Annotated in this window: 19 protein-coding genes; 2 read left to right on the forward strand and 17 right to left on the reverse strand. The window is 41.5% G+C overall.

Features of this window, described 5'->3' with window-relative positions; translation table 11 throughout:
* Window positions 1-97: 97 nt before the first annotated feature.
* Complete coding sequence (locus tag ACFX4H_RS16475; RefSeq protein ID WP_377435869.1) at window positions 98-1,687, reverse strand: long-chain-fatty-acid--CoA ligase; 1,590 nt, start codon at window positions 1,685-1,687, stop codon at window positions 98-100.
* 294 nt (window positions 1,688-1,981) lie between these two features.
* Window positions 1,982-2,428 carry a MarR family winged helix-turn-helix transcriptional regulator gene (locus ACFX4H_RS16480; protein ID WP_063591267.1) on the reverse strand — a complete coding sequence of 149 codons (447 nt, stop codon included), beginning with the start codon at window positions 2,426-2,428 and terminating at the stop codon, window positions 1,982-1,984.
* A 121-nt stretch (window positions 2,429-2,549) separates the two neighbouring features.
* Between ACFX4H_RS16480 and ACFX4H_RS16485 the strand changes: the two genes are divergently transcribed.
* Window positions 2,550-3,737, forward strand: coding sequence for an MFS transporter (locus ACFX4H_RS16485; RefSeq protein ID WP_377435870.1), 1,188 nt, complete (start codon window positions 2,550-2,552; stop codon window positions 3,735-3,737).
* Window positions 3,738-4,204: 467 nt separating this feature from the next.
* Here the strand turns inward: ACFX4H_RS16485 and ACFX4H_RS16490 are convergent, their stop codons facing one another.
* The 3 genes from ACFX4H_RS16490 to nagE all read right to left on the reverse strand — a co-directional run bounded on the left by ACFX4H_RS16490 (window position 4,205) and on the right by nagE (window position 7,564).
* Window positions 4,205-5,248: an oxidoreductase gene (locus ACFX4H_RS16490; RefSeq protein WP_377435871.1), complete on the reverse strand. Its 1,044-nt coding sequence runs from the start codon at window positions 5,246-5,248 to the stop codon at window positions 4,205-4,207.
* 45 nt (window positions 5,249-5,293) lie between these two features.
* Window positions 5,294-5,722: a DUF1801 domain-containing protein gene (locus ACFX4H_RS16495; RefSeq protein WP_241635851.1), complete on the reverse strand. Its 429-nt coding sequence runs from the start codon at window positions 5,720-5,722 to the stop codon at window positions 5,294-5,296.
* A gap of 366 nt (window positions 5,723-6,088) precedes the next feature.
* A complete protein-coding gene (nagE, locus tag ACFX4H_RS16500) occupies window positions 6,089-7,564 on the reverse strand; it encodes an N-acetylglucosamine-specific PTS transporter subunit IIBC (RefSeq protein WP_328137490.1) in 1,476 nt (491 codons plus the stop codon).
* Window positions 7,565-7,929: 365 nt separating this feature from the next.
* On the opposite strand from nagE, the gene ACFX4H_RS16505 reads away from it, so the two are divergent.
* Window positions 7,930-8,067 (forward strand): hypothetical protein, encoded by a 138-nt coding sequence (locus tag ACFX4H_RS16505; RefSeq protein WP_174878726.1) that lies wholly within the window; start codon window positions 7,930-7,932, stop codon window positions 8,065-8,067.
* Between the two features lie 157 nt (window positions 8,068-8,224).
* Here ACFX4H_RS16505 and ACFX4H_RS16510 read toward each other — a convergent pair whose 3' ends face one another.
* The 12 genes from ACFX4H_RS16510 to ACFX4H_RS16565 form a co-directional block, all read right to left on the reverse strand.
* Window positions 8,225-9,463 (reverse strand): exo-beta-N-acetylmuramidase NamZ family protein, encoded by a 1,239-nt coding sequence (locus ACFX4H_RS16510; protein ID WP_377435872.1) that lies wholly within the window; start codon window positions 9,461-9,463, stop codon window positions 8,225-8,227.
* A 13-nt stretch (window positions 9,464-9,476) separates the two neighbouring features.
* Window positions 9,477-11,417, reverse strand: a complete 1,941-nt coding sequence (locus ACFX4H_RS16515) for a glycoside hydrolase family 3 protein (protein WP_377435873.1) — start codon at window positions 11,415-11,417, stop codon at window positions 9,477-9,479.
* A gap of 202 nt (window positions 11,418-11,619) precedes the next feature.
* Window positions 11,620-12,630: a MupG family TIM beta-alpha barrel fold protein gene (locus tag ACFX4H_RS16520; RefSeq protein WP_377435874.1), complete on the reverse strand. Its 1,011-nt coding sequence runs from the start codon at window positions 12,628-12,630 to the stop codon at window positions 11,620-11,622.
* On the reverse strand, window positions 12,627-13,997 hold the full coding sequence (locus ACFX4H_RS16525; protein ID WP_377435875.1) for a PTS transporter subunit EIIC: 1,371 nt from the start codon (window positions 13,995-13,997) through the stop codon (window positions 12,627-12,629). Before ACFX4H_RS16525 ends, ACFX4H_RS16520 begins: the two co-directional genes overlap by 4 nt.
* Before the next feature lie 32 nt (window positions 13,998-14,029).
* Window positions 14,030-14,887, reverse strand: a complete 858-nt coding sequence (locus ACFX4H_RS16530; protein ID WP_377435876.1) for a MurR/RpiR family transcriptional regulator — start codon at window positions 14,885-14,887, stop codon at window positions 14,030-14,032.
* A gap of 10 nt (window positions 14,888-14,897) precedes the next feature.
* On the reverse strand, window positions 14,898-15,806 hold the full coding sequence (murQ, locus tag ACFX4H_RS16535) for an N-acetylmuramic acid 6-phosphate etherase (RefSeq protein ID WP_377435877.1): 909 nt from the start codon (window positions 15,804-15,806) through the stop codon (window positions 14,898-14,900).
* 361 nt (window positions 15,807-16,167) lie between these two features.
* Window positions 16,168-17,349, reverse strand: a complete 1,182-nt coding sequence (locus ACFX4H_RS16540; RefSeq protein ID WP_377435878.1) for an ABC transporter substrate-binding protein — start codon at window positions 17,347-17,349, stop codon at window positions 16,168-16,170.
* 22 nt (window positions 17,350-17,371) lie between these two features.
* Window positions 17,372-18,079, reverse strand: coding sequence for an ABC transporter ATP-binding protein (locus ACFX4H_RS16545; RefSeq protein ID WP_377435879.1), 708 nt, complete (start codon window positions 18,077-18,079; stop codon window positions 17,372-17,374).
* Entirely contained in the window at window positions 18,072-18,836 is a 765-nt protein-coding gene (locus tag ACFX4H_RS16550) for an ABC transporter ATP-binding protein (RefSeq protein WP_377435880.1), read from the reverse strand. Before ACFX4H_RS16550 ends, ACFX4H_RS16545 begins: the two co-directional genes overlap by 8 nt.
* A gap of 2 nt (window positions 18,837-18,838) precedes the next feature.
* Window positions 18,839-19,834 (reverse strand): branched-chain amino acid ABC transporter permease, encoded by a 996-nt coding sequence (locus ACFX4H_RS16555; RefSeq protein ID WP_377435881.1) that lies wholly within the window; start codon window positions 19,832-19,834, stop codon window positions 18,839-18,841.
* 1 nt (window position 19,835) lies between these two features.
* Window positions 19,836-20,699: a branched-chain amino acid ABC transporter permease gene (locus ACFX4H_RS16560; protein ID WP_034312368.1), complete on the reverse strand. Its 864-nt coding sequence runs from the start codon at window positions 20,697-20,699 to the stop codon at window positions 19,836-19,838.
* Window positions 20,700-21,733: 1,034 nt separating this feature from the next.
* Window positions 21,734-22,096 (reverse strand): hypothetical protein, encoded by a 363-nt coding sequence (locus ACFX4H_RS16565; protein ID WP_377435882.1) that lies wholly within the window; start codon window positions 22,094-22,096, stop codon window positions 21,734-21,736.
* Window positions 22,097-22,107: the final 11 nt, after the last annotated feature.

Consider the following 22,107-nt stretch of genomic DNA (forward strand, 5'->3'; position numbering starts at 1 on the left):
ATTTAAAAGCATTCTTGGTCTTGTTAATTGCCATACTTCATTTGATTTTCCTTTTTACGACATTCACTTAATATATATCCCGTTCCTATGAAAGCAGTTAATTTACCTTTTTCGACCCTTTCCAATGGATTTCCCTCAATCGGTATTTTTGTAGTTTACCTGTTGCCGTTTTCGGTAAAGACTCTACGAATTCAACTTTTGTCGGTGCTTTAAAGTGAGCCATTTTTGAGCGGCAAAAGGTAATGATTTCATTTTCTGTCACTTTTGCATCGGGCTGCAGCACAATGATTGCCTTAGGCGTTTCTCCCCATTTATCGTCTGGAATGGCAATGACCGCAGCCTCCAAAACATCTGGATGTTTATACAATACCCCTTCTACCTCTGTTGAAGAAATATTTTCCCCGCCGGAAATGATTAAATCCTTAGCCCTGTCCTGTATCTCAATATATCCATCAGGATGGGTAACTGCCAGATCCCCGGTATGAAACCAGCCACCCCTAATTGCTTCGGCCGTCTTTTCCGGATCCTTATAATATCCTTCCATTACAACATTGCCGCGAGTAATGATTTCCCCCAGTTCCTTTCCATCCCAAGCGACTTCTTTCCCTTCTTTATTGACTACCATCGTTTCCCCATTAAAAACCAATTCAATACCTTGTCTTGCCTTTATTATTGCTTGTTCGTCCGCAGATTTGGCTTCAAACTCATCCTTCCACTCGTTATATAGGATGAATGGGGAAGTTTCTGTTAATCCATATACGTGGATCATATTCAAACCAAGGATTTCTTGTGCCTTTTGTATAAGCGCTGCTGCTGGAGGAGCACCTGCTGTTGCCATCCTTGGACGCACTATGATATTTGTTTCTTTTGCTTTAGGGTCATTTACCAGCATATTGACGACAGTAGGCGCTCCACATAACAATGTAATATTATGCCGGGCGAATAATTTGAGGATAATAGGGGGATCGACTTTCCTTAAACATACATGGGTCCCGCCAGTAGCCGTTACCGACCATACCCCTCCCCAGCCATTAGCATGAAACATTGGCAATGTATGTAAGTATACATCGTCATGCTTCACCCCTAGGTGATAAATGAAATTAGCGGCGTTCATGTAATTCCCGCGATGAGTTAGCATGACCCCTTTTGGTTTTGAAGTCGTTCCACTCGTGTAATTTATAGTCAAAAGTTGATTTTCATCGATTTTAACCTCCGGCAGTCCATCATCATTTGAATGCAAAATGAAATTCTCATAATCTATTCCAGGTAAAGTGGTTTCATATCCTTCAACAGGCACGATGATGATCTTTTCCAAGGAAAGTTTAGTAATGATCTTTTCGATCGGAGCGGTGAATTCTTCATCGACTATCAACATTTTTGAATCGCTATGCTTGATGATATATTCCAAATCCTCTGCAGCAAGCCTATAATTCAAAGGAACCATTATCGCTCCCATTTGACAAATGCCATAAAAACATTCCAGCATATAATGCGTATTTGGCAACATAACTGCAATATGGTCACCTTTTTCAATTCCCGAAGAATACAAAGCTTTGGAAAGTTGATCTGTTCGCTGCCCGAATTCCTTATATGTAAACTTTTTCTCTTCATCGATGACTGCCACTTTATGAGGATAATATTTTACGGCCCTGCGCTTCCAATCAATTGGAGTTAATGGGGAAAACATTTTTACCATCTCCTTCTTTCCAGATTCACTCTATACAGCACCCTGCTTGGTTCGTCATGATGGATTCTGAGAAAAAACTTCGTATCCTTTTAATACATATTCATTTTCCAGCCGTCATATCTTCTTTAATGGATTTCCATTTAAAGATCTTTGAATGGCCTATCCGCTTTGAAATGAAAAATCCAAATATTTTTAATTATTCTGATAATTAATCTCCTAAAAACAGTGAAATTCACTGCTTTAATAATATAGTTCTTCTTTCTATTATAATGGAAACTATACACGTCAGGAAGATTATATTTTATTATCTATGCATGCCGACAGATGTTCGGTAAGTTTCCCAACGATTTGTTTGAGTCGTTCCGTTTCCTCTTCATTTAGTACACCATAAAAGTCACGAAAGGTTTTGGTAAAACACTTATTGATGGAATGATAGGTACTCCATCCACTTTCGGTGGATTGGATAAAAACGACCCGCCGATCATCCTCACTGTGTACCCTCTCAATCAACTTCTTCCGTTCAAGCCGATCAATTAGTGCAGTTCCTGCTGCAGGTTTAATCTTCAAATGATTCGAAACATCTTTAACCGCTATGGATTCATTCAAGACTATTAATTGCAATGCGCGATACTGTACAGAAGTTAAATCATATTTAACCAGTAACGGTTCCACCAATTCCTGTGATAGGCTGCTTAGTTCCCTGATCTCTAGATGTAAATTATACAATTCACTTGAATGCATGTATGACAATCCTTTCTTATTGACACTATCTATCTAAAACTATAACATAATTAACGTATCAAAAAATTAACCATGCGAATTAAATTGGTTATTGATTTTTAAAGAGAGAGAGAGGCTGTCCATGTCAGCAGAACAACGCAAAAAGATCATTATCCTCATGATCAATATGTTTATCGCAATAGGGAGTTTCGGGATCATCATTCCCATTTTACCAGCATACCTGGCCTCCATTAATCAAGGCGGAACCGCCGCTGGCCTAATGATTGCCATTTTCGCAGGTGCACAACTTATCTTTTCGCCAATTGCCGGAAAATGGACTGACCAATTCGGGCGCAGAAAAATGATTATTTATGGATTGGCCGGTTTGACATTATCCATGTTCATTTTTTATGCAGTCAATTCCATTTGGTTATTATATGCTTCACGTATCATTGGCGGAATCGGGGCAGCTTTGCTTATACCCGCAATTTTTGCTTATGTTGCCGATATCACCACATTTGATCAACGCGCTAAAGGCAATAGTTTAGTATCTGCCGCCATGTCCCTGGGAATTGTAGTCGGTCCAGGAATTGGAGGTTTTTTAGCTGACTTTGGCTTGAAGTTTCCCTTTTTGATTTCTGCGCTGGTATCCCTATCAGCAGTCGTATTTTCGATTTTTGTTTTAAAAGAAAGCGAAACGGCACAGGTTACTCAATCCATGGATGCAAAAACTGAAACGATGCTTCGGAAGATTGCTTTATCCGTGAAAAAGCCCTATTTCATCCCACTCATCATAACTCTTGTAATGAGCTTTGGCTTAATGGCCTATGAATCTGTAATTGGTCTTTATCTTGATAATCAATTCAATTCGACTCCTAAGGACATCGCCGTCATGGTTACAGCCACCGGTATCGTCAGTGTAATAGTTCAATTGTTTGTCGTCGATCGGATCGTACAGCGTTTCGGGGAAGTGAATGTGCTGAATATCTTTATCAGTGTTGCAGCCATCGGTTTCCTCCTATCACTTTTTGCATCAAATTACCTGATTTTCTTTTTGATTTCACTTATCATCTTCCTTTCCACTTCCATCTTACGTCCAGTTCTTAACACACTGATTTCCAAGATGGCAGGGAATGAGCAAGGTTTTGCAATGGGTATGAATAATGCGTATATGAGCATCGGAAATGTCCTTGGACCAACACTTGCGGGAATGATGTATGATGTCCACATTACCTATCCGTTCATGTTGGGTCTTATCCTCTTATTCATTACATTAATGATTACTATGGCTTGGCAAAAGCGATCACTTCATGCAAAAGCATTATCTTAGAGCTTAAATGGCATTTCAAAATTTATTCCTTACCGAACCCCCCGAGTAGCATCCGCTATCCGGGGGTTTTCATTATGATTTTTTTATTTTTTTCTTCTTTTAATTGAAATCCTCCAAAACAGTTTAATAACGAGTAACACTTCAATCTCTTGAGAACTAGCCCCAATTTCATACGGAAACTTCTCATATTTTTGCGTAACACTCGAATTCACGAGTATTTGCTTCAAACTCACGAGTAAATGCGTCAATTTCACGAGTATTTGCTCCAAATTCACGAGTAAATGGCTCTAATTCACGAGTAACGCTTCCAACTCATGCGCATCCTCTACAATTTACAAGTATTTGCTCCATTCTTTCCTAAAGTTGAAGCTTTTATTTCACCAAAATAAAAAGCGACCTTATTTTTAGAATAAGGCCGCTTATCATTCAGTTTTCTCATTTCATATTGTTATAAAGGGAAATTAATTTCATTTAATATAAATGGCTTTCTTTCCTTTACTGCTTTCAAAAGCCGCATCAATGATTTTAATGACCGCTAACCCCTCTTGGGCAGTGACTGGAGCTTTTTTCCCGCTCAATATACTATCGGCAACTGCCTGGTAATACGTTAAATAAGAACCATGCAGTGTTTCAATGGTTTCATGTATCTCATTTGCTCCTTCAACCGTAACCAGCTTACCATAGAATTCGGGATCATCTGCACCCCAAGAGTCATCCACTGGTTTTTTCCCCTCACTTAAATCAGCCTCTTGGCGATCAAGACCGTATTTGATAAATGATCCTTTACTTCCATGCACCTGATACCGCGGTCCATTATACGGAACGATTGAGCCCGAATGCAAGATAACCCTCAGCTTTTCATATCCTAATATCACATGGAAATAATCATCCGTTTCTGCATTTTCTTTTTGGGAAAATACATCTGCTGAAACGAATTGCGGCAATCCAAACAAATGAAGTGCTTGATCGATGAGATGTGATCCTAGATCATAAAGCATGCCTGATCCCGGGCCCGGTTTTTCCCTCCATCTATCCCTGACCACAGGCCGGTATCGATCATAATGGACTTGGTATGTATTGATTTCCCCAAGCACTCCATCATCCATAAGTTTTTTCACGGTCAAAAAGTCATTATCCCATCTCCGGTTATGATAGACGCTTAATAGCAGATTCTTTTCCTCGGCAATCTTGATGAGCTCCTTCGCCTCCCAAGCTTCCACAACCATCGGCTTTTCGAGGATGACATGCTTCCCGGCTAACAAGCTTTGCTTGGCCATTTCATAATGCAAACCACTCGGTGTCGTAATAACAGCCAAATCAATGGACGGGTCTTCAAGAATTTCCTCTAAGCTGCCTACCACTTCCACATCTTTCAAATCTTTTTGGACTTTTTCCTTATTGGAGCTCACAACTTTCACTATTTGAAACTGCTCTAAAACACTTAGTAATGGCGCGTGGAAAGTAGCTCCTGACAATCCGTACCCAACTATGCCCACTTTAATTTTTCTCATTTTCAATCCCACTCGCTTTCTTGTTCCTCTTAAACAAACATTTTATTATATTTCATTGTCCGGGTATGTATCTCTCAAAAACTTGACAGATTGATCAATCAATTCTTTCAATACATTAATATTGATATCTGCCACTTTATTGATGTAAACACACGCTTTTCCGGAAGTGTGTTTTCCAAATACCTGTAACAATTCTTCTCTTTTTTTGTCCCCTGGAGCAAAGTATAAACTGATTTTTGCTTTTCGAGGTGAAAAACCTACCAGTGGGGCATCGCCTTCGTGACCTGATTCATATTTATAATGATAGGTTCCGAACCCAATTATGCTAGGCCCCCACATCTTTGCCTCATAACCTGTCGTTTCGGTAAAAACATTCAACAATTCGTAGGCATCTTCACGTTTTTTCGAATTATCGACGTTTTCGATGAACTCAATGACACTACTGTCCGTCTCTTTGGTTTTTTGTTTATACATGACCGGAACCTCCCTTATATTAAAAGGCAGAAAAAATTCATAAGATATCGCTTGCTCAGTATCTTAATACCCTATACAATCGTGTTTTTAGGTTGTTGTATGTATACAGCCCTCATCACCGATGTATCAATGATTGGCGGACGAGCTCCTTTACTATTTCTCTAAGCTTCATGGCAAATCCTTCATTCAATACCCTTATATATTATAGAACATTGATTCGTTTTATTCTATTTTAAGAGCAGAGTTTATTAAGTAAATCTTTCGCGCTTAAAAAATCAGTACTTTACCATAATAATCTCTACGATCAGAAATTATTATTCTGATCGTAGATTTTTTCATTAAAAGGCAAACTGCGTTTAACCAGATCTATTGCCGCCTGATCTTTTCTATTTCATCAGCTATGAATTGTACCTGTGTCCCTACGATGACTTGAATGCTTTGGGGACCCACAATATTGATTCCGGCAACCCCTGCTGATTTGATTTTATTCTGATCGACAGCTCCCATATTTTCCACTTCAACCCTTAAACGGGTAACACAGTTATCTACAGATGTTACGTTAGCGTCTCCGCCTAATCCCTCATAAATAGCGGAAGCCATACCAAAGAATTTACTCTCATTATTCCCGCCTTGACCGCTGTCTGCTTCCGCAATCGCTCCTCCGCCATCAAGCTCATCTTCTGTATCATCTTCTCTGCCGGGAGTCATTAAATTGAACCTAGTTATCAAGAATCGGAATAAGAAATAGTAGATGACTGCAAAAGCCAGTCCTTGAAGAAGCAGCATATAAGGTTCATTTGCCATTGGCAATCTTGAGCTTAAAACAAAGTCAATGAATCCTGCACTAAAACCGAACCCTGCTGTCCATTGGAAAGTTGCAGCAATAGCCAACGATATTCCTGTCAATAAGGCATGCACAACGAATAGGGCTGGTGCAACAAACATGAAAGCAAATTCCAAAGGTTCAGTAACGCCTGTGAAAAATGAAGCGAAGCCGGCTGCGAGCATTAATGAGGCCACTTGTTTTTTCTTCCGTGATTTTGCCGAATGGTACATGGCAAGAGCCGCTGCCGGCAAACCGAACATCATGACGGGAAAGAAGCCGGCTTGATACATGCCTGTGGTTCCTTTTATTCCCGTTCCAGACCAGAATTTACCGATATCGTTAAGACCTATTACATCGAACCAGAATACGGAGTTTAACGCATGATGTAAACCTGTTGGTATCAAAAGCCGATTGAAGAACCCATAGAGTCCTGCTCCAGCGGCACCTAATTCACTTATTCCTTCCCCAAATACAACTAACCAGGAGTAGATGAGTGGCCATACGAAGAATAATATTAGGGAAACCAGTAACATGGCAACCGCAGTAAGGATCGGGACAAGGCGTTTACCGCTAAAGAAAGCGAATGCATCCGGGAGTTCTACCTTACTGAACCGATTAAACATAGCTGCCGCTATAAGACCCGAGAGGATTCCGACAAATGCATTTTCTATTTTCTCAAATGCTGGATTTACATCTTTTGCATCAATTCCTTGCAGCATCGCCACCGTGTCCGTGGAAAGCAATGTCGTTACGACTAGATAGGCTACCAGCCCGCTCAAAGCGGCAGCTCCATCTTTTCCTTTCGACATCCCCAACGCCACTCCAACGGCAAACAAGATTGCCATATTGTCAATGATCGAAGAACCTGCTTTGATTAAAAAAGCTGCTAACGGACTTCCTGCTCCCCATCCTGCTGGATCTATCCAGTAACCGATCCCCATTAAAATGGCGGCTGCCGGCAATACGGCTACTGGCAGCATCAAGGAACGCCCTATTTTTTGAAGATATTTTTTCATTCCGCTTTCCTCCTGACAATTACTGATTTAGGGCAAACCCCATATTCTATTAGACAACGGTTCCTTCCATTTTAGAACTTCATTTCATTTATAAATTTGACTATATTCAGGAATAAAGTCTTAGCGATTTACTCCGCCTTCGAAAACCCATAAAAAAAGAAAAGTCCAACGCGGACTTTTCTCAGACTGTAGACAAACTCGATGAAAATCGAGTTTGTCTATTTTTATGTCTTGTACAATTTGGACGTTGATTGGAACGTAGGGCACTCGCTCCAATCAACTTTGTCTTACCTTTTAGATAGAACACTCTTGCCTTGAGTCATTTTTGTTTTAAAATAGAAGTATTAGAACCTGAGGTGATGAGGATGCTTTCTAAACATGATTCTATTCAGCGAGATCAACTTGAAATGATTACTTTAGATCAACTGGTGCCACCGAACCATTTGGTTCGTAAAATGGAGGCTGCCATTAATTTAAAGAAGATACCAATTGGACATGGCTAGGTCCAAAAATGGCTAACATAGTGGGCTCGTAGAGCCAAATCTCTTAACTTTAGGCGAAATTCAGAGGGAATTTCAAAAGGGGTTCAGAATTTTTTAATTCCGAACCCCTTTTGTCTACAAACTGAGAAAAGTCCAACCCGGACTTTTCTTTTTTCACTTATTTATAGAGCAAGTAATTTTTGCGAACCTTTTTAAAAGCATCCTGCTTTACTTGATATTCTTTCAAGATTTCATTTACTGTTGTCCCTTCTTTAATTCTAGACATTATCCAGCCATTGCCAATCAATAAATTGAAATTGTTGGCTGCAAGGAATTCGAAATCACCGGGATATAAATCCTGAATGGTCTTGATGATGTGAAGTCCTGTAGGTACAGCCTTGAACTCTTCTCTATCCGTTATATAAATTTCCACTCCGTGGCTAAGTTTACCTGCATGTTTTGAAAATGTAGGTGTAAAGGACGCTGCCCTGAATTTTACACCGGGTAACCTTATTGCATTTAACTTCCCGGCAAGCTCATCACCGTTTATATAAGGAGCACCTATCAACTCGAATGGTTTGGTCGTTCCTCTGCCTTCCGAGACATTCGTTCCCTCGATCAAGCCTGTAGCCGGATATGCGAAAGTAGTGGAAACTGTCGGCATATTCGGTGACGGCAAGACAAAAGGGAGACCAGTATCGTCATAATCCATATCTCGCTTCCAGCCTTTCATCTTGATGACCTTGAGATCTGCTCCAATTTTAAATTCCTTATTGAACAAAGTCGCGAGTTCCCCAACCGTCATCCCATGCTTAAGCGGGATTGGATACAAACCAACAAACGATGAGAATTCAGGTTCAAGGACCGGCCCATCTACCGTCTCCCCGCCTTGTGGGTTCGGCCGGTCCAGCACGATAAAGGGAATATCATTTTCTTTGGCTGCTTCCATTGCATAAGCCATCGTATAGATATAAGTGTAAAAGCGTGTTCCGACATCCTGGATATCAAAAACAAGGACCTCAACATCCTTTAACATTTCAGGCGTCGGTTTTTTCGTTTTGCCATATAAACTATAAACGGGCAATCCTGTTTTTTCATCAATATAATATTCAACGCTTGCACCAGCTTGCGCATCTCCACGCACTCCATGTTCAGGACCAAATAAAGCCGTTAAATTAATATCCGGATCATCATGAAGGAGATCGACGATGCTGGTTAATTTAGAGTCGATGCCAGTTGGATTCGTAATCAAGCCGACTTTCTTTCCGCTTAAAACGTTCTTTTCTTCTTTTAAAAGAACTTCAATACCGGGACTGACCTTTTGTTTTTTCTTCTCTTTAATAGCTGTTACACTTTTTGAGGAAACGATGCCGAAAGATAGCATGCAAATGGCAAATAGGATTATCATTTTTTTCAAATTGCTTCTCTCCTTATTTTTTAATGGGTCTTCCAGATTTAATATCTAATCCATATCCATATTCATAAAGGCTTTCAGAGGGCTTTGTTACTGAAGGTATATCGACCGGCAACGTGCCTTTAGGTCTTGATTCTCCAAAAATGGTCGAGATGCCTGCCGGGATATTCGGCTGTCTATAACGCCCATTCGAATACCCTTTAAACCCGTAAACAGCAAGAACCGCCTTCGCTTCTTCAAAGTTTGCAACATCATAAGGGTTTCTTAAACTCATTAAAACAAATTCTTTGTCTTTTTTCTTTGCATGATTCATGACCGCTCTAGGGAAGGCTGTTGCCCACTTCGACGAATCTTGAATGCTGTCATCTATCACTCCATCATTGACAGCCGGATCGTTTTTGACAATATAGGAACCAGTTATGACAAAATCCGATTCATCAATGAGTCTGGCCACTTGATCTGTAAATGACTTTCCTGAAAAACTCATACCCGTTATTTGGACTTTCTTTATTTTCTTTTTATCAGCTAATTCGCTGATGCTCCTGGACATGGATTCAACTTGGTCATCGAAAGGAGCAAGAATTAAAACTTTATCATTTTTCTTAGGTTTGAAAGGCAATGTTTTGTGTTCATTTTTCAATAGAGTGATGGCATCTTCCGCCATTTTCCTTTCATTTTTTAAATGATCTTCATTCCCGACCACTTGAAGCGCGGTTTCGATTTTTTTTTCTATCGGAGTATCTTCCGGGTTTAATATCCCTCTTTTCACTTTTAGATCAAGTATCCTCGTTACAGATTGATTGACTTGATTTAGAGGAATTTCCCCGCTTGCCACTGCCGCCTTCACTGCATTGAATACAGAGGTTATATTCTTTTCCATTTGAAGCGAATTTACCTGTGCCGGCATCAAAGCAATATCAACACCAGATTTCAGGGCAAGGACCACAGCTTCTTCCTGTCCGAAGTTGTCCGCGATGGCTTTCATATTCAAAGCATCTGTAACCACAACACCGTCAAATCCCATTTCTTCACGTAATAGACCCGTGATGACCTTTTGTGACAGTGTTGCAGGAACCATAATTTCTTGACCGTCTTTTTTACTGATATAGGTAGTGTCATCGAATGCAGGAAATTGAACATGTGCAGTCATCATCATATCAACTCCAGCATCGATGGCTCTTTGGAAAGGAAGCAGCTCGATGGAGCGCAATCGCTCTTTATCATGAGAAACAAGGGGAAGACCATAATGACTGTCGACTGCTGTATCTCCATGGCCTGGGAAATGCTTGGCCGTCGCTATCATGTTCTGATTTTGCAATCCTTTTATCATCTGAATGCCAAGCTTTGATACAAGGTCCGGATCGGAACTGAAGGAACGAACGCCAATAACAGGATTTCCGGGATTATTATTGACATCGACAGACGGGCCGAAATTGACATTTATGCCAAGTGCCGACAGTTCATTGCCAATAATTTCTCCGGATTGATAAGCGTAACTCTCTTTTCTGGCTGCACCAAGTGCCATATTACCAGGAAGGTTCGTTCCAGTTTGAAGACGAGTTACGATTCCTCCTTCCTGATCAATCGTTATGAACAGCGGAAGGTCCGGGCTTGCCATCTGCAAACCATCGGTGAGCCGAACCGTTTGTTCGGTATCGACTACATTCTCAGCAAACAGAATCACACCGCCCAGATTATATGTTTTGATGATGCTTGCAACTTCCGAGTTCATTTCAATAAACCCGGTTGCCTTTGTTTCTCCTTGTTTTTGCCAATTACGAAAATCCGGCATGAGCATTTGACCGACTTTTTCATCGATTGTCATGTTTTCTACGATTTCCTGAATATCTGAAACCGTTTTCTCATTCTCGTATCCCTTTGCTGTCGCATTCCCTCCCATAATGGATAAAACCAAACATAATGCGATTCCAGCTGGGGCACATATCCTTTTTATCATTCAGGCTTCCTCCCTTGTATTCTTTTTAGTTCTGTTAGCAACAATTCCAAACCACTGCCGTGAAGGGGTAAAAATGAATGGAAATGAACTATATAGATCCTATAAAGAAATCAAGGCAGCATCGGGAATCCCAGCAGCTGCCTCTTTAAAAAGCCTTCATGAAACGTATCCATTTATCCCTGGATCCTTTGAGTCCAATAGTTTACTCAATTATAAGTTTTATCGTTTGACCAGGCTTTAGAAGGGACAGCAAGGGAATATCTTCTTCCATAACCCTTCCTATAACGTTAACTCGGTGGTCTGCCCCTAGGTCTCTTTTGCAAATTTGAACCTCTCCCCGATACCTTCCATAAGCATCATTGTCCATCGTTATGGATCCAAGGCTTCGTGCAGCTGTATTACTCGGCTCAACATTTGCGGTGACCCGGGTATTCTGCAGCCGGAAAACATCTTGAGAAACATCTGGCCTCAATTTATACTGTCCGCTTTGCAAAAGTCGGGATTCCACTCTAATAGTTAGAATGTTCAGATCCTTATATGCAGTTAGATTCTCAAGCAGATTTTCCTCCGTTCCTTGATCTCCAACGTAAACTCCTTCCACATGCTGGATCAGCTCAATTCCAGCGGCGTAAGGATTCATCAACCTGTGTTTTTCAAGCGTTGGAAGACCCTCATGAAGAGGACCGCGTTTACTTCCTGCACCCGGGATGAAAGCAAAGATCGGTATGCCGTATTTCTTGAACATTCTATTCTGTTCATGAAAGAACTCTTCTTCAAGGCCCGATTCAGGCCTAGGATAAAAGTTGTGCCAAGCTATCAGACTTTCCGGTTCCACACCGCCCCCAAGCACGGCTAAAAGTTCATCTTCATTCAACGTACTTGCATTAAGTGAGAGTGAAAACACCTTAGATAAAGAAATGACCGTTTCTTTATCGAACCCATCATCAAGGCGAATACCTTTAATACCTAATGACCATAAATCCGTAAATTTGTTAATCCCCAAATGATCAAGCGTATTTAGTGAGACATCTGCATGGATTTCCATTCCATAGTCCTCTGCAAGCTTTAAAAGCCTGATCATCCTCTTCACGAGGTCCCCCTTTTCTTCAGGAATATGGAGCGATGTAAATGCTCTCTTCACTCCCAGGTTAGCAGCATGTATAATTTGTGTTTCTGCATGCGGGTCCTGTAGATAAAAAGAAACTCCGATCACTTAAATTCAACCGCCATTTCATCTTTAAATCCGAATAGATACGTAAAAATAAACCCTGCTATATAGGAAATGAACAACCCAGCAAGGAACAGGGCGATTTGGTTTGGATGAACTAGAAAGGTAAGCGGCAGTCCGGACACACCGATGGAAGACGTGGCGATTCCGAATTGAGCTTGGAATGCTCCGCCTACTCCTGCACCTAAACATGCAGTTAAGAAGGGCCGGCCCAATGGCAGGGTCACTCCAAATATAAGGGGTTCACCAATACCTAGCATTCCTGAAGGAAGCCCTCCTCCGATAGCCCTCTTCAAACTTGCTTTCTTCGTTTTCATATAGATGGCAAAGGCCGCTCCCACTTGGCCAGCGCCACCCATCGCCAAAATGGGAAGCAGTGGATCATCACCAATCGAATTTATCAATTCTAGATGGACAGGCGTTAAACCTTGATGTAAACCAGTAATGACGAGAGGGAGAAAGGCCGCCCCAAGCACGAATCCAGCTACAACACCGCCAAAATCCAATACATTCAATAACCCATTCGTAATGGCATCCGATAAAAACCCTCCTACCGGCATAAATACAATGTAAGTGACAATCCCGGTAATGAGTAAAGCGATGGTTGGCGTCAAAATGATATCCAGTGATTGAGGAATGAATTTCCTGACCTGTTTTTCCACCAAGGCTATGAAAATAGCTGCAAAGAGTACTCCTATCAACCCACCGCGGCCAGGGAGCAAATTTTCACCGAACAATGAAATGTCGCCGACGGCCGGGTTTATGACCAAGATACCAGCAAGGGCACCAAGTGCAGGTGATCCGCCGTATTCTTTTGCAGCATTGGTCCCAACCAATATCCCCAAGTAGGCAAACAGACCGGATCCGATAACGGTTAAAATAATGGCTAATTGTGATTCTGCTGCAAGCCAGCCCGCTTGAACGATTGCCTTTGTAATACCGGTAATCAAACCTGATGCCACTAAGGCGGGAATTAAAGGGATGAAAATACTTGCAATCCTGCGTAAAAAAAGTTTAAACGGTTTTGCGTTTTTCCTATCAATCTCTGACTTATTCTTCGAGGCCACTTCTTTTAAGTCCAAATCACCAGAAGCTTCACCCAGAAGCTTTTCAAACTCTGTATGAACCTTGTTCACCACGCCTGGCCCGAGGACTATTTGTATCGTTTCCTCTTCAATGACGCCGAAAACGCCTTCCGTATTTTTTATATCTTCCATTTTTACTTTCGATCGATCGATTGGCAATACCCTCAGTCTGGTCATACAATGTGCAGCATCGGCAACATTAGATGCCCCACCTAATTTCTCCAATAACTCTTCTGCTAAACTGGCGTACTTATCCCCCTTACCCATTCATAAGCCCCCTTTGTCAAATCTCGCAATAATCATTTATATCGATCTGTCATCGATTTAATCGCAGACCTGGTATTATCAATATATTGGACAGTTTCTTCATATTGCTCTGAAGCCATTCCCAAAAACAAAATGTCAATCATATATAATTGCGCCAATCGTGAGGATGTTGCTGCACTTCGAAATAGTGCTTCTTTCGAATAGGATGTAAACAAAGTGGCATCACACAAAGAAGATACCGTTGTTTGGCCATAATGAGTCAGCCCGATTGTCTTGACCCCACGTTCCTTTGCCAGCTTCAATATATTGACAACTTCAGGTGTTTCCCCAGAGAATGAAATGGCAAAAACGATGTCATTCTCATTAGCATTTGCAATCAGGGTTGCAACTAAATGCATATCTGTAAAAGCCGTTGCTCCTTTATTGATGCGAAGTAATTTTTGCTGAGCATCCGCAGCAACTATATTCGAAGCACCGACACCGCAAAAATGGACGGTTTTTGCATTCAGCATCAGCGTTATGGCATGTTTGAGATTATCATGATCGATTATTTCAGATGTGTCCCGGATGGTCTGAATCGAATTACTCGTTGTTTTCTCCACAATCCGGTACAGTGATTCGGAAGGCTCGATATCCCGGTAGCCCTGTTCAACCGTCTTCATCAAATCTCCAGCAATCCTTATTTTCAGATCTTGATATCCTTTTATTCCAAGCGATTTACACAACCTAATAACAGCAGCCCCACTTGTTTGGGCAGACGTACTTAATTCCTGTACAGTGCTGTTCACAACTTCATGAGGATTCTGTAGAATATATTCCGCTAGTTTTTGTTCTGATTGCGGCAGTTTGCTCAACATCGTCTGTATGATGGATAATCCTCCTGTAGCCATTGCTTCCCTCCTAATCTTCATAGATCGAGATGGCTTTTCTGACATCTCCATCCGCTTTTTCCAGTAACTCCAGTGCTTTTTCATAATCTGTTGCCGTTTTTATCATGACAATCGCTGGCTTAACTTGATTATTTGCCTTTTCAAGCGTATTCAAAGCTTGATCATAGTCAGCATTCGTTACTGTTTCTATGATGTTTACTGCACGGTCCTTCAGTTTTTGATTACTGACATTTACATCGACCATCAGATTTTCATAGACTTTGCCCAATCGGATCATGGTTGCCGTTGAAATCATATTGAGTACCATTTTATGTGCGGTTGCCGCTTTCATTCTCGTGGATCCTGTTAACACTTCCGGCCCGACCACCACTTCAATCCCTATATCAGCTTCTTTCGTGATGCTCGCGTTATTATTGCATGATAAAGCGACCGCTTTAGCCCCGACCTTTCTTGCATAACGTAAAGCGCCCTTCACATAAGGAGTGCGCCCGCTTGCAGCAATGCCAATAACCGTATCATTTTCTGTAAGCGCCACGTCAATCAGGTCACTTTCCCCAAAATCTTCTTTATCCTCTGCACCTTCAACAGCCCGAACAAATGCCTTTTCCCCTCCTGCGATTATTCCCAGCACCCTATCAGGCGGAGTGCTGAAAGTCGGGGGACATTCCACGGCATCCAGCACTCCGAGCCTTCCGCTCGTTCCTGCTCCGATGTATATGAGTCTCCCTCCTTTTTTTAACGATTCGCAAGCCCATTCAACTGCCTTTTCAATCTCTGGCAATACCTCCTGAACTGCTGCTGCCACTTTAAAATCTTCTTTATTGATTGCAGAAATGATGTCCATTGTATTAACACTGTCGATATTCATCGTCTTTTCGTTCCGTAATTCAGTCGTTAATGAGCGCAAATGTTCTTCCATAGACTATTAAATCCTCCTATAAACAATCACTTAAATATAATTTCATTTTTTAATAGAAAATGATGAAATTATATTTCATATTATATTCAATGATAGCGTTTTCATTACTCGGAGACAAGATATTTTTGTAAAATTTGTTAACCGGCAATCTCCGTTCTTCAAAACCCCGATACTGGCGGACTTGCATCTATCCCTTTCAGAGTGGCTTAATTTACCCACAGGAGCCTACAATTTTTAGTGTGGATTTTTTCAACAAAAAAAACGTGTACCGTCACCTTATTAGGAACGATACACGCAATCTTGCAAAATGTTAAACTAGTATACTACGCCAGACCCGGTACACCTGCCCTCCTTTACCCAGTTAACGGATAGGGACCACTTTCCCGTTTTCTACTGCACCAACGACAATAGTTGATGCAAATCCTCCATTTTCATCTATCGAGGGAATATCGTATATTTTTTGATCTGGCCCTATATTTGAAAGTCCGTCTTGCATATGTTTACGGATGGCCTTGGCATCATCAACGCTGCCTGCAGATTTCATCGCTTCCACAAACGCATACATCGCGATATAATTCAATCCTACTTCGGAGCTTGGATCTTCCTTATAATTCTTTTGATATTTCTCGACGAATGCAGGCACTGCTTCTTCATCTGAGTCCATCAATGGCAGAACGCCAATCGAGCCTTCCAATGTTTCATATGAACCTGCAATCGGCTTCATCTGATCCAGCTTTGCTTGATCCATGATGATGAAACCGCCTTTAAATCCTAGCTCCCGAGCTTGCTTCGCCACTTTTGCCGTAGGTTCCGAAGCACCACCGATGAATAGCACATCAGGATCTTTTTTCAAGGCATTTGTGACAATCGTAAAGAAATCGGTTTCTTTGGCGAAATCAATCGAAGAATTATAAACGACTTTTCCGCCTTGCTTTTCCCAATGTGGGAGCACGGCTTCCGTCCAGTCTTTACCATATTGCGAAGATGTTGGCAAAGCGGCAATTTTCTTGCCGAAATGTTCCATCGCATATGTTGTAAAAGGCTCGATATACCCCTCGTAATTCGGTGGAATTCGAACAGTTAATGAATTTCCGCTCTTGGTCACTGCCGGTTCACTCGTATATGCACCAATGATGAATTCCTCTTGTTCATTAAAAACCTGAAGTGCCAGCACGCCTCCGCTGTGAGGCGTGAAAATGATCGGCGTATCATATTCCTGAATTAAACGTTTAGCATTCGACCCTGTTTCATTAGGTAAGTATTTATCGTCCAACGATACTAAGTTCAACGTGTATTTCTTACCAGCTACTTCAAAACCACCAGCATCATTAATTTCATTGACGGCCATTTCGACACCATTCAATGTCCGTTTCCCATATAACGCTGCTGCCCCGCTTAAAGGACCGCTAAAACCGATGTTTACGACATTGTCATTTTTTCCTTTACTGCCACTGCTGGACACAGGGCTATCCCCTTTATTGCACCCGGTCAAAACAGTGATGGTTAGCAGGAGAAAGACAAATAATACTTTCAGTTTTTTCATAAAAATCCCCCATTCAATTTATTCAGGCCCCAATATACGCTTTCCTTACTTCATCATTGGCTAATAACTCACTTGCTGTCCCTTGAACGACAATTTCCCCATTTTCAAAAACATATCCTTTATCTGCAATGCTTAGGGCAGCATTCGCGTTTTGTTCAGCAAGCAGGATTGTGATTCCTTCGCGGTTTATTTCTTCAATGACTTGAAACATTTGTTCGACTATGAGTGGAGCGAGTCCCACCGAAGGCTCATCAAGCATCAACAATTTCGGTTTCGACATCAAAGCCCTACCAATTGCGAGCATTTGCTGTTGGCCGCCGCTCAGGCTTCCAGCTTCATCATGATGCTTTTCTTTTAAAATCGGGAATAAGTGATAGACGTATTCCAAGGAATCCTTGATCTCCGCTTTTTTCTTTCGATGCACATAGGCACCCATCCGCAGATTTTCCTGAACGGTCATCTGTGGAAACAGTTTACGTCCTTCGGCACACTGAACGATCCCTTCCCGAACATTCTTATCCGGGGCACGGCCCCCTATCGGCATGCCATGAAAATGGATTTCCCCCTTGGAAAGCTTGCTGATTCCGCTTATGGAACGAAAAGTCGTGCTTTTTCCTGCCCCATTAGCTCCTAGCAAAACAACGATCTCTCCCTCGGCAACTTCGATATTCACATGGTTTATCGCAGTGAAACTTCCATAATTCACGGCGACATCTGTTAAGTTAAGCACTGGCACTCCCTCCCAAATACGCTTTAATGACCGCTTCATTTCCGCGGATTTCCTTAGGTGTGCCCTCGGCAATTTTTTCTCCGTAATTAAGGACCATGATGTGGTCTGCCAAGTTCATGATCATATGCATTTTGTGCTCGATTAAACAAACGGTCAGTCCCGATTGATTCAATTTTTTAATCAGTTCTGTCAAGCCTTCCGTTTCATCCGGGTTGATTCCCGCAGCAGGTTCATCAAGAAAGATGATTTCCGGTTCTGTCGCTAGGGCTAGGGCAATGGCTGTCCGTTTCTTTTCCTCCTGTGAGATGTTCGAGACCATTCTGTCAGCCGATTCCGTTAATCCGACAATATCAAGCACCTCCATAGCCTTATCCCTGCAAGCCGCTTCCTCCCGTTTTAAACGTTTTGTTCTTAGAATGGCATCCACCAAATTGGATTTTGTTCGCAGTCTATGACCGACAATGACATTATCCAACACGGACGATTGATCGAAAAGGCTTGTCGTTTGAAAGGTTCTTGAAATTCCGAGCCCCGCTATTTCATTGGCAGGAAGTTTGGTGATATCAATCCCTTTAAAAAGGACCGTCCCGGAAGTCGGTCGATGAAAGCCACTGATCAAGTTAAAAAAAGTGGATTTCCCTGCACCATTTGGCCCGATTATTGCATTGATTCTACCTTTTTCAATTGAAAAATCCACATTATTGACGGCCGCCAAGCCTCCGAAACGCTTTGTCAAATCCTTAGTTTCGATTAGCAAATTCATCCCTCCTCAGCTTTTATGTGCAATTCGCCCCTAACCCCGGACAGCTCATTATCTTTTCGCTTTCTTTGCCAATCAAAGAAGGCCCCTGCGATTCCGCGCGGATAAAAAATAATGATCACCGTAAGTAATGGTCCGAATATCAACATTCGATATTCTTGAAGGAATTGCAGATTCTGCGACAGGATTACTAATAATAATGTTCCTACCAATGGTCCTGAAAGTGTGCCGATTCCACCAACCAATAAATACATCAATAAATCGAACATGATGGCAGTTGATCCGATATCAGGTCCAATGAAACGAATGAATGAAGCATACAAGGCACCTGCCAAACCTGCGAAGAATGTGGATAGGACAAATGCGGTTAACTTATTCTTCATTGTGGATATACCAATCGTTTGTGCTAGGTCCTCGCTGTTCCTGATGGCCATATACGTTCTGCCGGTCAACGAGCGTATAATTCGATACATGATTAAAATCACTGCAAGCAGGAAAATGAGAACGAGATAATATTGGGATGCTGCAGTATCGAATGTGATCGGCCCTATATTCCCGGGAGCAGGGATCCCGATCAATCCCCTAACCCCCTCTGTAAGTCCCTCCCATTTATCGATCACCAGATATATGATGTAACCCACACATAGGGTATAAATCGCGAAAAAGTGTTCCTTTGTCCTCAGCGCAATCAAACCAATTAAAAACCCAATGGCACATGTGATTAAACATGCACATATAAGTGCCAGCCAAAAGTTCATTCCCGCTTTTACTGTGAGCAACCCAAGAGAATATGCTCCAATCGCAAAAAATCCAGCATGTGCAAGCGAGAGATACCCAGTATAGCCTGATAATAAATTGATTCCATAAACAGCTATCGCCCAGATGAACGAAAGTGTCAGCATATGGAGATAATAATCGTTTTGCGCGATATAGGGGAATGAAAAAGCAAAGATGATAAGAGCGATAATCCCATTTCTTTTCGTTAATATCCTCACACTACCTCTCCCCCTTTGCAAAAAGACCTGTTGGTTTCACCGTTAATATGATGACTAAAAGTATGAATGCAATGATGTCTTTATAATCATTTGAAATATAAGTTGCACCAAGGCTCTCACTGAACCCTAGGATATATCCACCTACGATCGCCCCCGGGATGCTGCCCATCCCACCCAATATGATAATGACGAAGGCTTTTAGGATGACTAAATGCCCCATGCCGGGAAAAACAAGATTAATCGGTGATGCAAGGGATGAAGCGATGGCTGCTAATCCCCCCGATATCATGAAGGTAAGCATCGCGACTTTATTAATGTTGATTCCAACTAATGACGCCCCTTCACGGCTTTGGGACATTGCAATTATCGTCGAACCGGCATAAGTTTTCTTTAGGAAAAGGTAAAGTAAAACCATCACTGCGATAGCTGACACGATGATCAATAATCGCTGAAGTGTGAACGTCAGTCCCAGGATATTGACGACTTGACCATATGGAGAAGTCATAGTATGGAAGTCGGCACCCCAGACAAATTGGGCAAAAGCTTCAAGAAAAAGGAGAATGCCGATGGCTGCAATCTTATCGTGCAACGGAGGTGCCTCCCTTAACAGGCGGAACACGAAACGTTCCAAAAGGACTCCCAACAAACCAACAACGATAATGGATACGAACATGGCCATCCAGTAATTGACCCCATATAATGTCATCATTGACAACGTGATATATCCTCCCAACATATATAGGGCACCGTGTGCAAAGTTCGGAATATGCAAAATTCCATATACTAGCGTCAATCCCAGTGCAACAAGACTATATACGCTGCCAATCGTCAAACCATTAAAAAGCTGCTGGATCAAAATTTCCATTTACTTCCTCCTTGAAAATTAATGAATTTCACTTTGCTGTTCATTCCCTGGCTCACAATCCTGTCCATATTTTAAAAGCACACATCTGTATTAAAAACAATTTCACTTACTCTCCCATAGCATCAACATCTCGGGAAGGGCCAATAAGCTTTAATTCCCTTTATTCTCCGCCTATAGAAATAGCTTAGGTATCTGTTGTTAGCGCTTTCATTTTTTGGGCGTAACGATCGTGCAGACAAGCTGTATTTAGGGAAAGCCCTTGATTCCATTTTCTGTTTAATGACGGTTTATACACGGTAGCCGTCTGGTTTTTTCACCCCTTTCACCTCGCACCTTCCATAGGAGAATCATTTCCGCAGGATAATTTCCAGATTAATAATGCAAGTGCCGTGCCAAACATTAAATCACCTTCAATAAGGCTATTAACCAGTCTGTAAATTCATTATTGAATTGTAAAATCTCAAAAGTATCGGTTCCATACGGGATGTCCTTCATTCACTATTGACTGAAAAAATCATTTCTGAATCAATAAAAAAAATTCAAAAGGAAAGGAACCAAAAAATCCCGTTTATAACTTCCATCATTCATACATTAGCAGGTATAAGAACCAATAATTTTTCTAAGGTAATAAAGCCCTCATCCCCCAAAAAAGCGTAAATATAATTAGGAATTCAGTCATAAAGACAGCACCTCCAATTTGGATAATATCCAAAATTGGAGGTGCTGTTCATACATACCTATTATTTCCATGACCTTTAATCGATATTTTTTAAGTTTCCTCACAATTGTTGCCTGAGGAATCAAGCGCTTCTCCGATTTCATGGTAATTTGGTAGGTTTAAGCCGTCGTCAAGATTTCCTTATCAGCTTTTACCACAGAGATCAGCTATTAAATTATTGTTAATCCTCTAATCTCTTACCGATCGAATGGAATACGCATTCATAAGTCTAAGAACCGTTACCTTGCAGTTGTACTTAACACACGATTTAATGTTACCTCACTTTTTAGAAGTTAGATCATCCTTAGGAATTTTTCTACACTTCTCTGTTTTTTTCATTTTCACGCTTACAATTCATGGTTTTTAACGCTTTTCTATATTCTTCATCCTTCATAGTCAATCCCTTGATGTTTAAATCTTCCTGCGTCGTATCCTGGAAACATTGAAGGGCTTGGCGGTAGGCCTGATCGTTCATGTGCTTAACCTGCCCAGCGGAAGCAGTTAGAGTCTCCTCTTGAACCAATTCAGATTTGTCAGGTGAATGGATGGCTTCCTTACCAATTTCGTTTATAACCGTTTCACGTGCCACCTCTTCTTTTGAAGTTGACCAGAAATTAATCTTGAACAATCCCCCAATAACAGCCATAGCCAATCCTATACAAGCAATAATGGTCACCATCTGACCAACCC

The organism is Peribacillus sp. YIM B13477 (assembly GCF_042787955.1).
Lineage (GTDB): Bacteria > Bacillota > Bacilli > Bacillales > DSM-1321 > Peribacillus > Peribacillus frigoritolerans.

Coding starts and splice junctions, on each gene's coding strand:
- ACFX4H_RS16540 (WP_377435878.1), bottom strand. CDS start 17,349: ATGAAAAAACTGAAAGTATTATTTGTCTTTCTCCTGCTAACCATCACT.
- ACFX4H_RS16490 (WP_377435871.1), bottom strand. CDS start 5,248: ATGAGAAAAATTAAAGTGGGCATAGTTGGGTACGGATTGTCAGGAGCT.
- ACFX4H_RS16560 (WP_034312368.1), bottom strand. CDS start 20,699: ATGGAAATTTTGATCCAGCAGCTTTTTAATGGTTTGACGATTGGCAGC.
- ACFX4H_RS16475 (WP_377435869.1), bottom strand. CDS start 1,687: ATGTTTTCCCCATTAACTCCAATTGATTGGAAGCGCAGGGCCGTAAAA.
- ACFX4H_RS16530 (WP_377435876.1), bottom strand. CDS start 14,887: ATGGCTACAGGAGGATTATCCATCATACAGACGATGTTGAGCAAACTG.
- ACFX4H_RS16480 (WP_063591267.1), bottom strand. CDS start 2,428: ATGCATTCAAGTGAATTGTATAATTTACATCTAGAGATCAGGGAACTA.
- ACFX4H_RS16505 (WP_174878726.1), top strand. CDS start 7,930: ATGCTTTCTAAACATGATTCTATTCAGCGAGATCAACTTGAAATGATT.
- ACFX4H_RS16495 (WP_241635851.1), bottom strand. CDS start 5,722: ATGTATAAACAAAAAACCAAAGAGACGGACAGTAGTGTCATTGAGTTC.
- ACFX4H_RS16565 (WP_377435882.1), bottom strand. CDS start 22,096: ATGGTGACCATTATTGCTTGTATAGGATTGGCTATGGCTGTTATTGGG.
- nagE (WP_328137490.1), bottom strand. CDS start 7,564: ATGAAAAAATATCTTCAAAAAATAGGGCGTTCCTTGATGCTGCCAGTA.
- murQ (WP_377435877.1), bottom strand. CDS start 15,806: ATGGAAGAACATTTGCGCTCATTAACGACTGAATTACGGAACGAAAAG.
- ACFX4H_RS16515 (WP_377435873.1), bottom strand. CDS start 11,417: ATGATAAAAAGGATATGTGCCCCAGCTGGAATCGCATTATGTTTGGTT.
- ACFX4H_RS16485 (WP_377435870.1), top strand. CDS start 2,550: ATGTCAGCAGAACAACGCAAAAAGATCATTATCCTCATGATCAATATG.
- ACFX4H_RS16525 (WP_377435875.1), bottom strand. CDS start 13,997: ATGGGTAAGGGGGATAAGTACGCCAGTTTAGCAGAAGAGTTATTGGAG.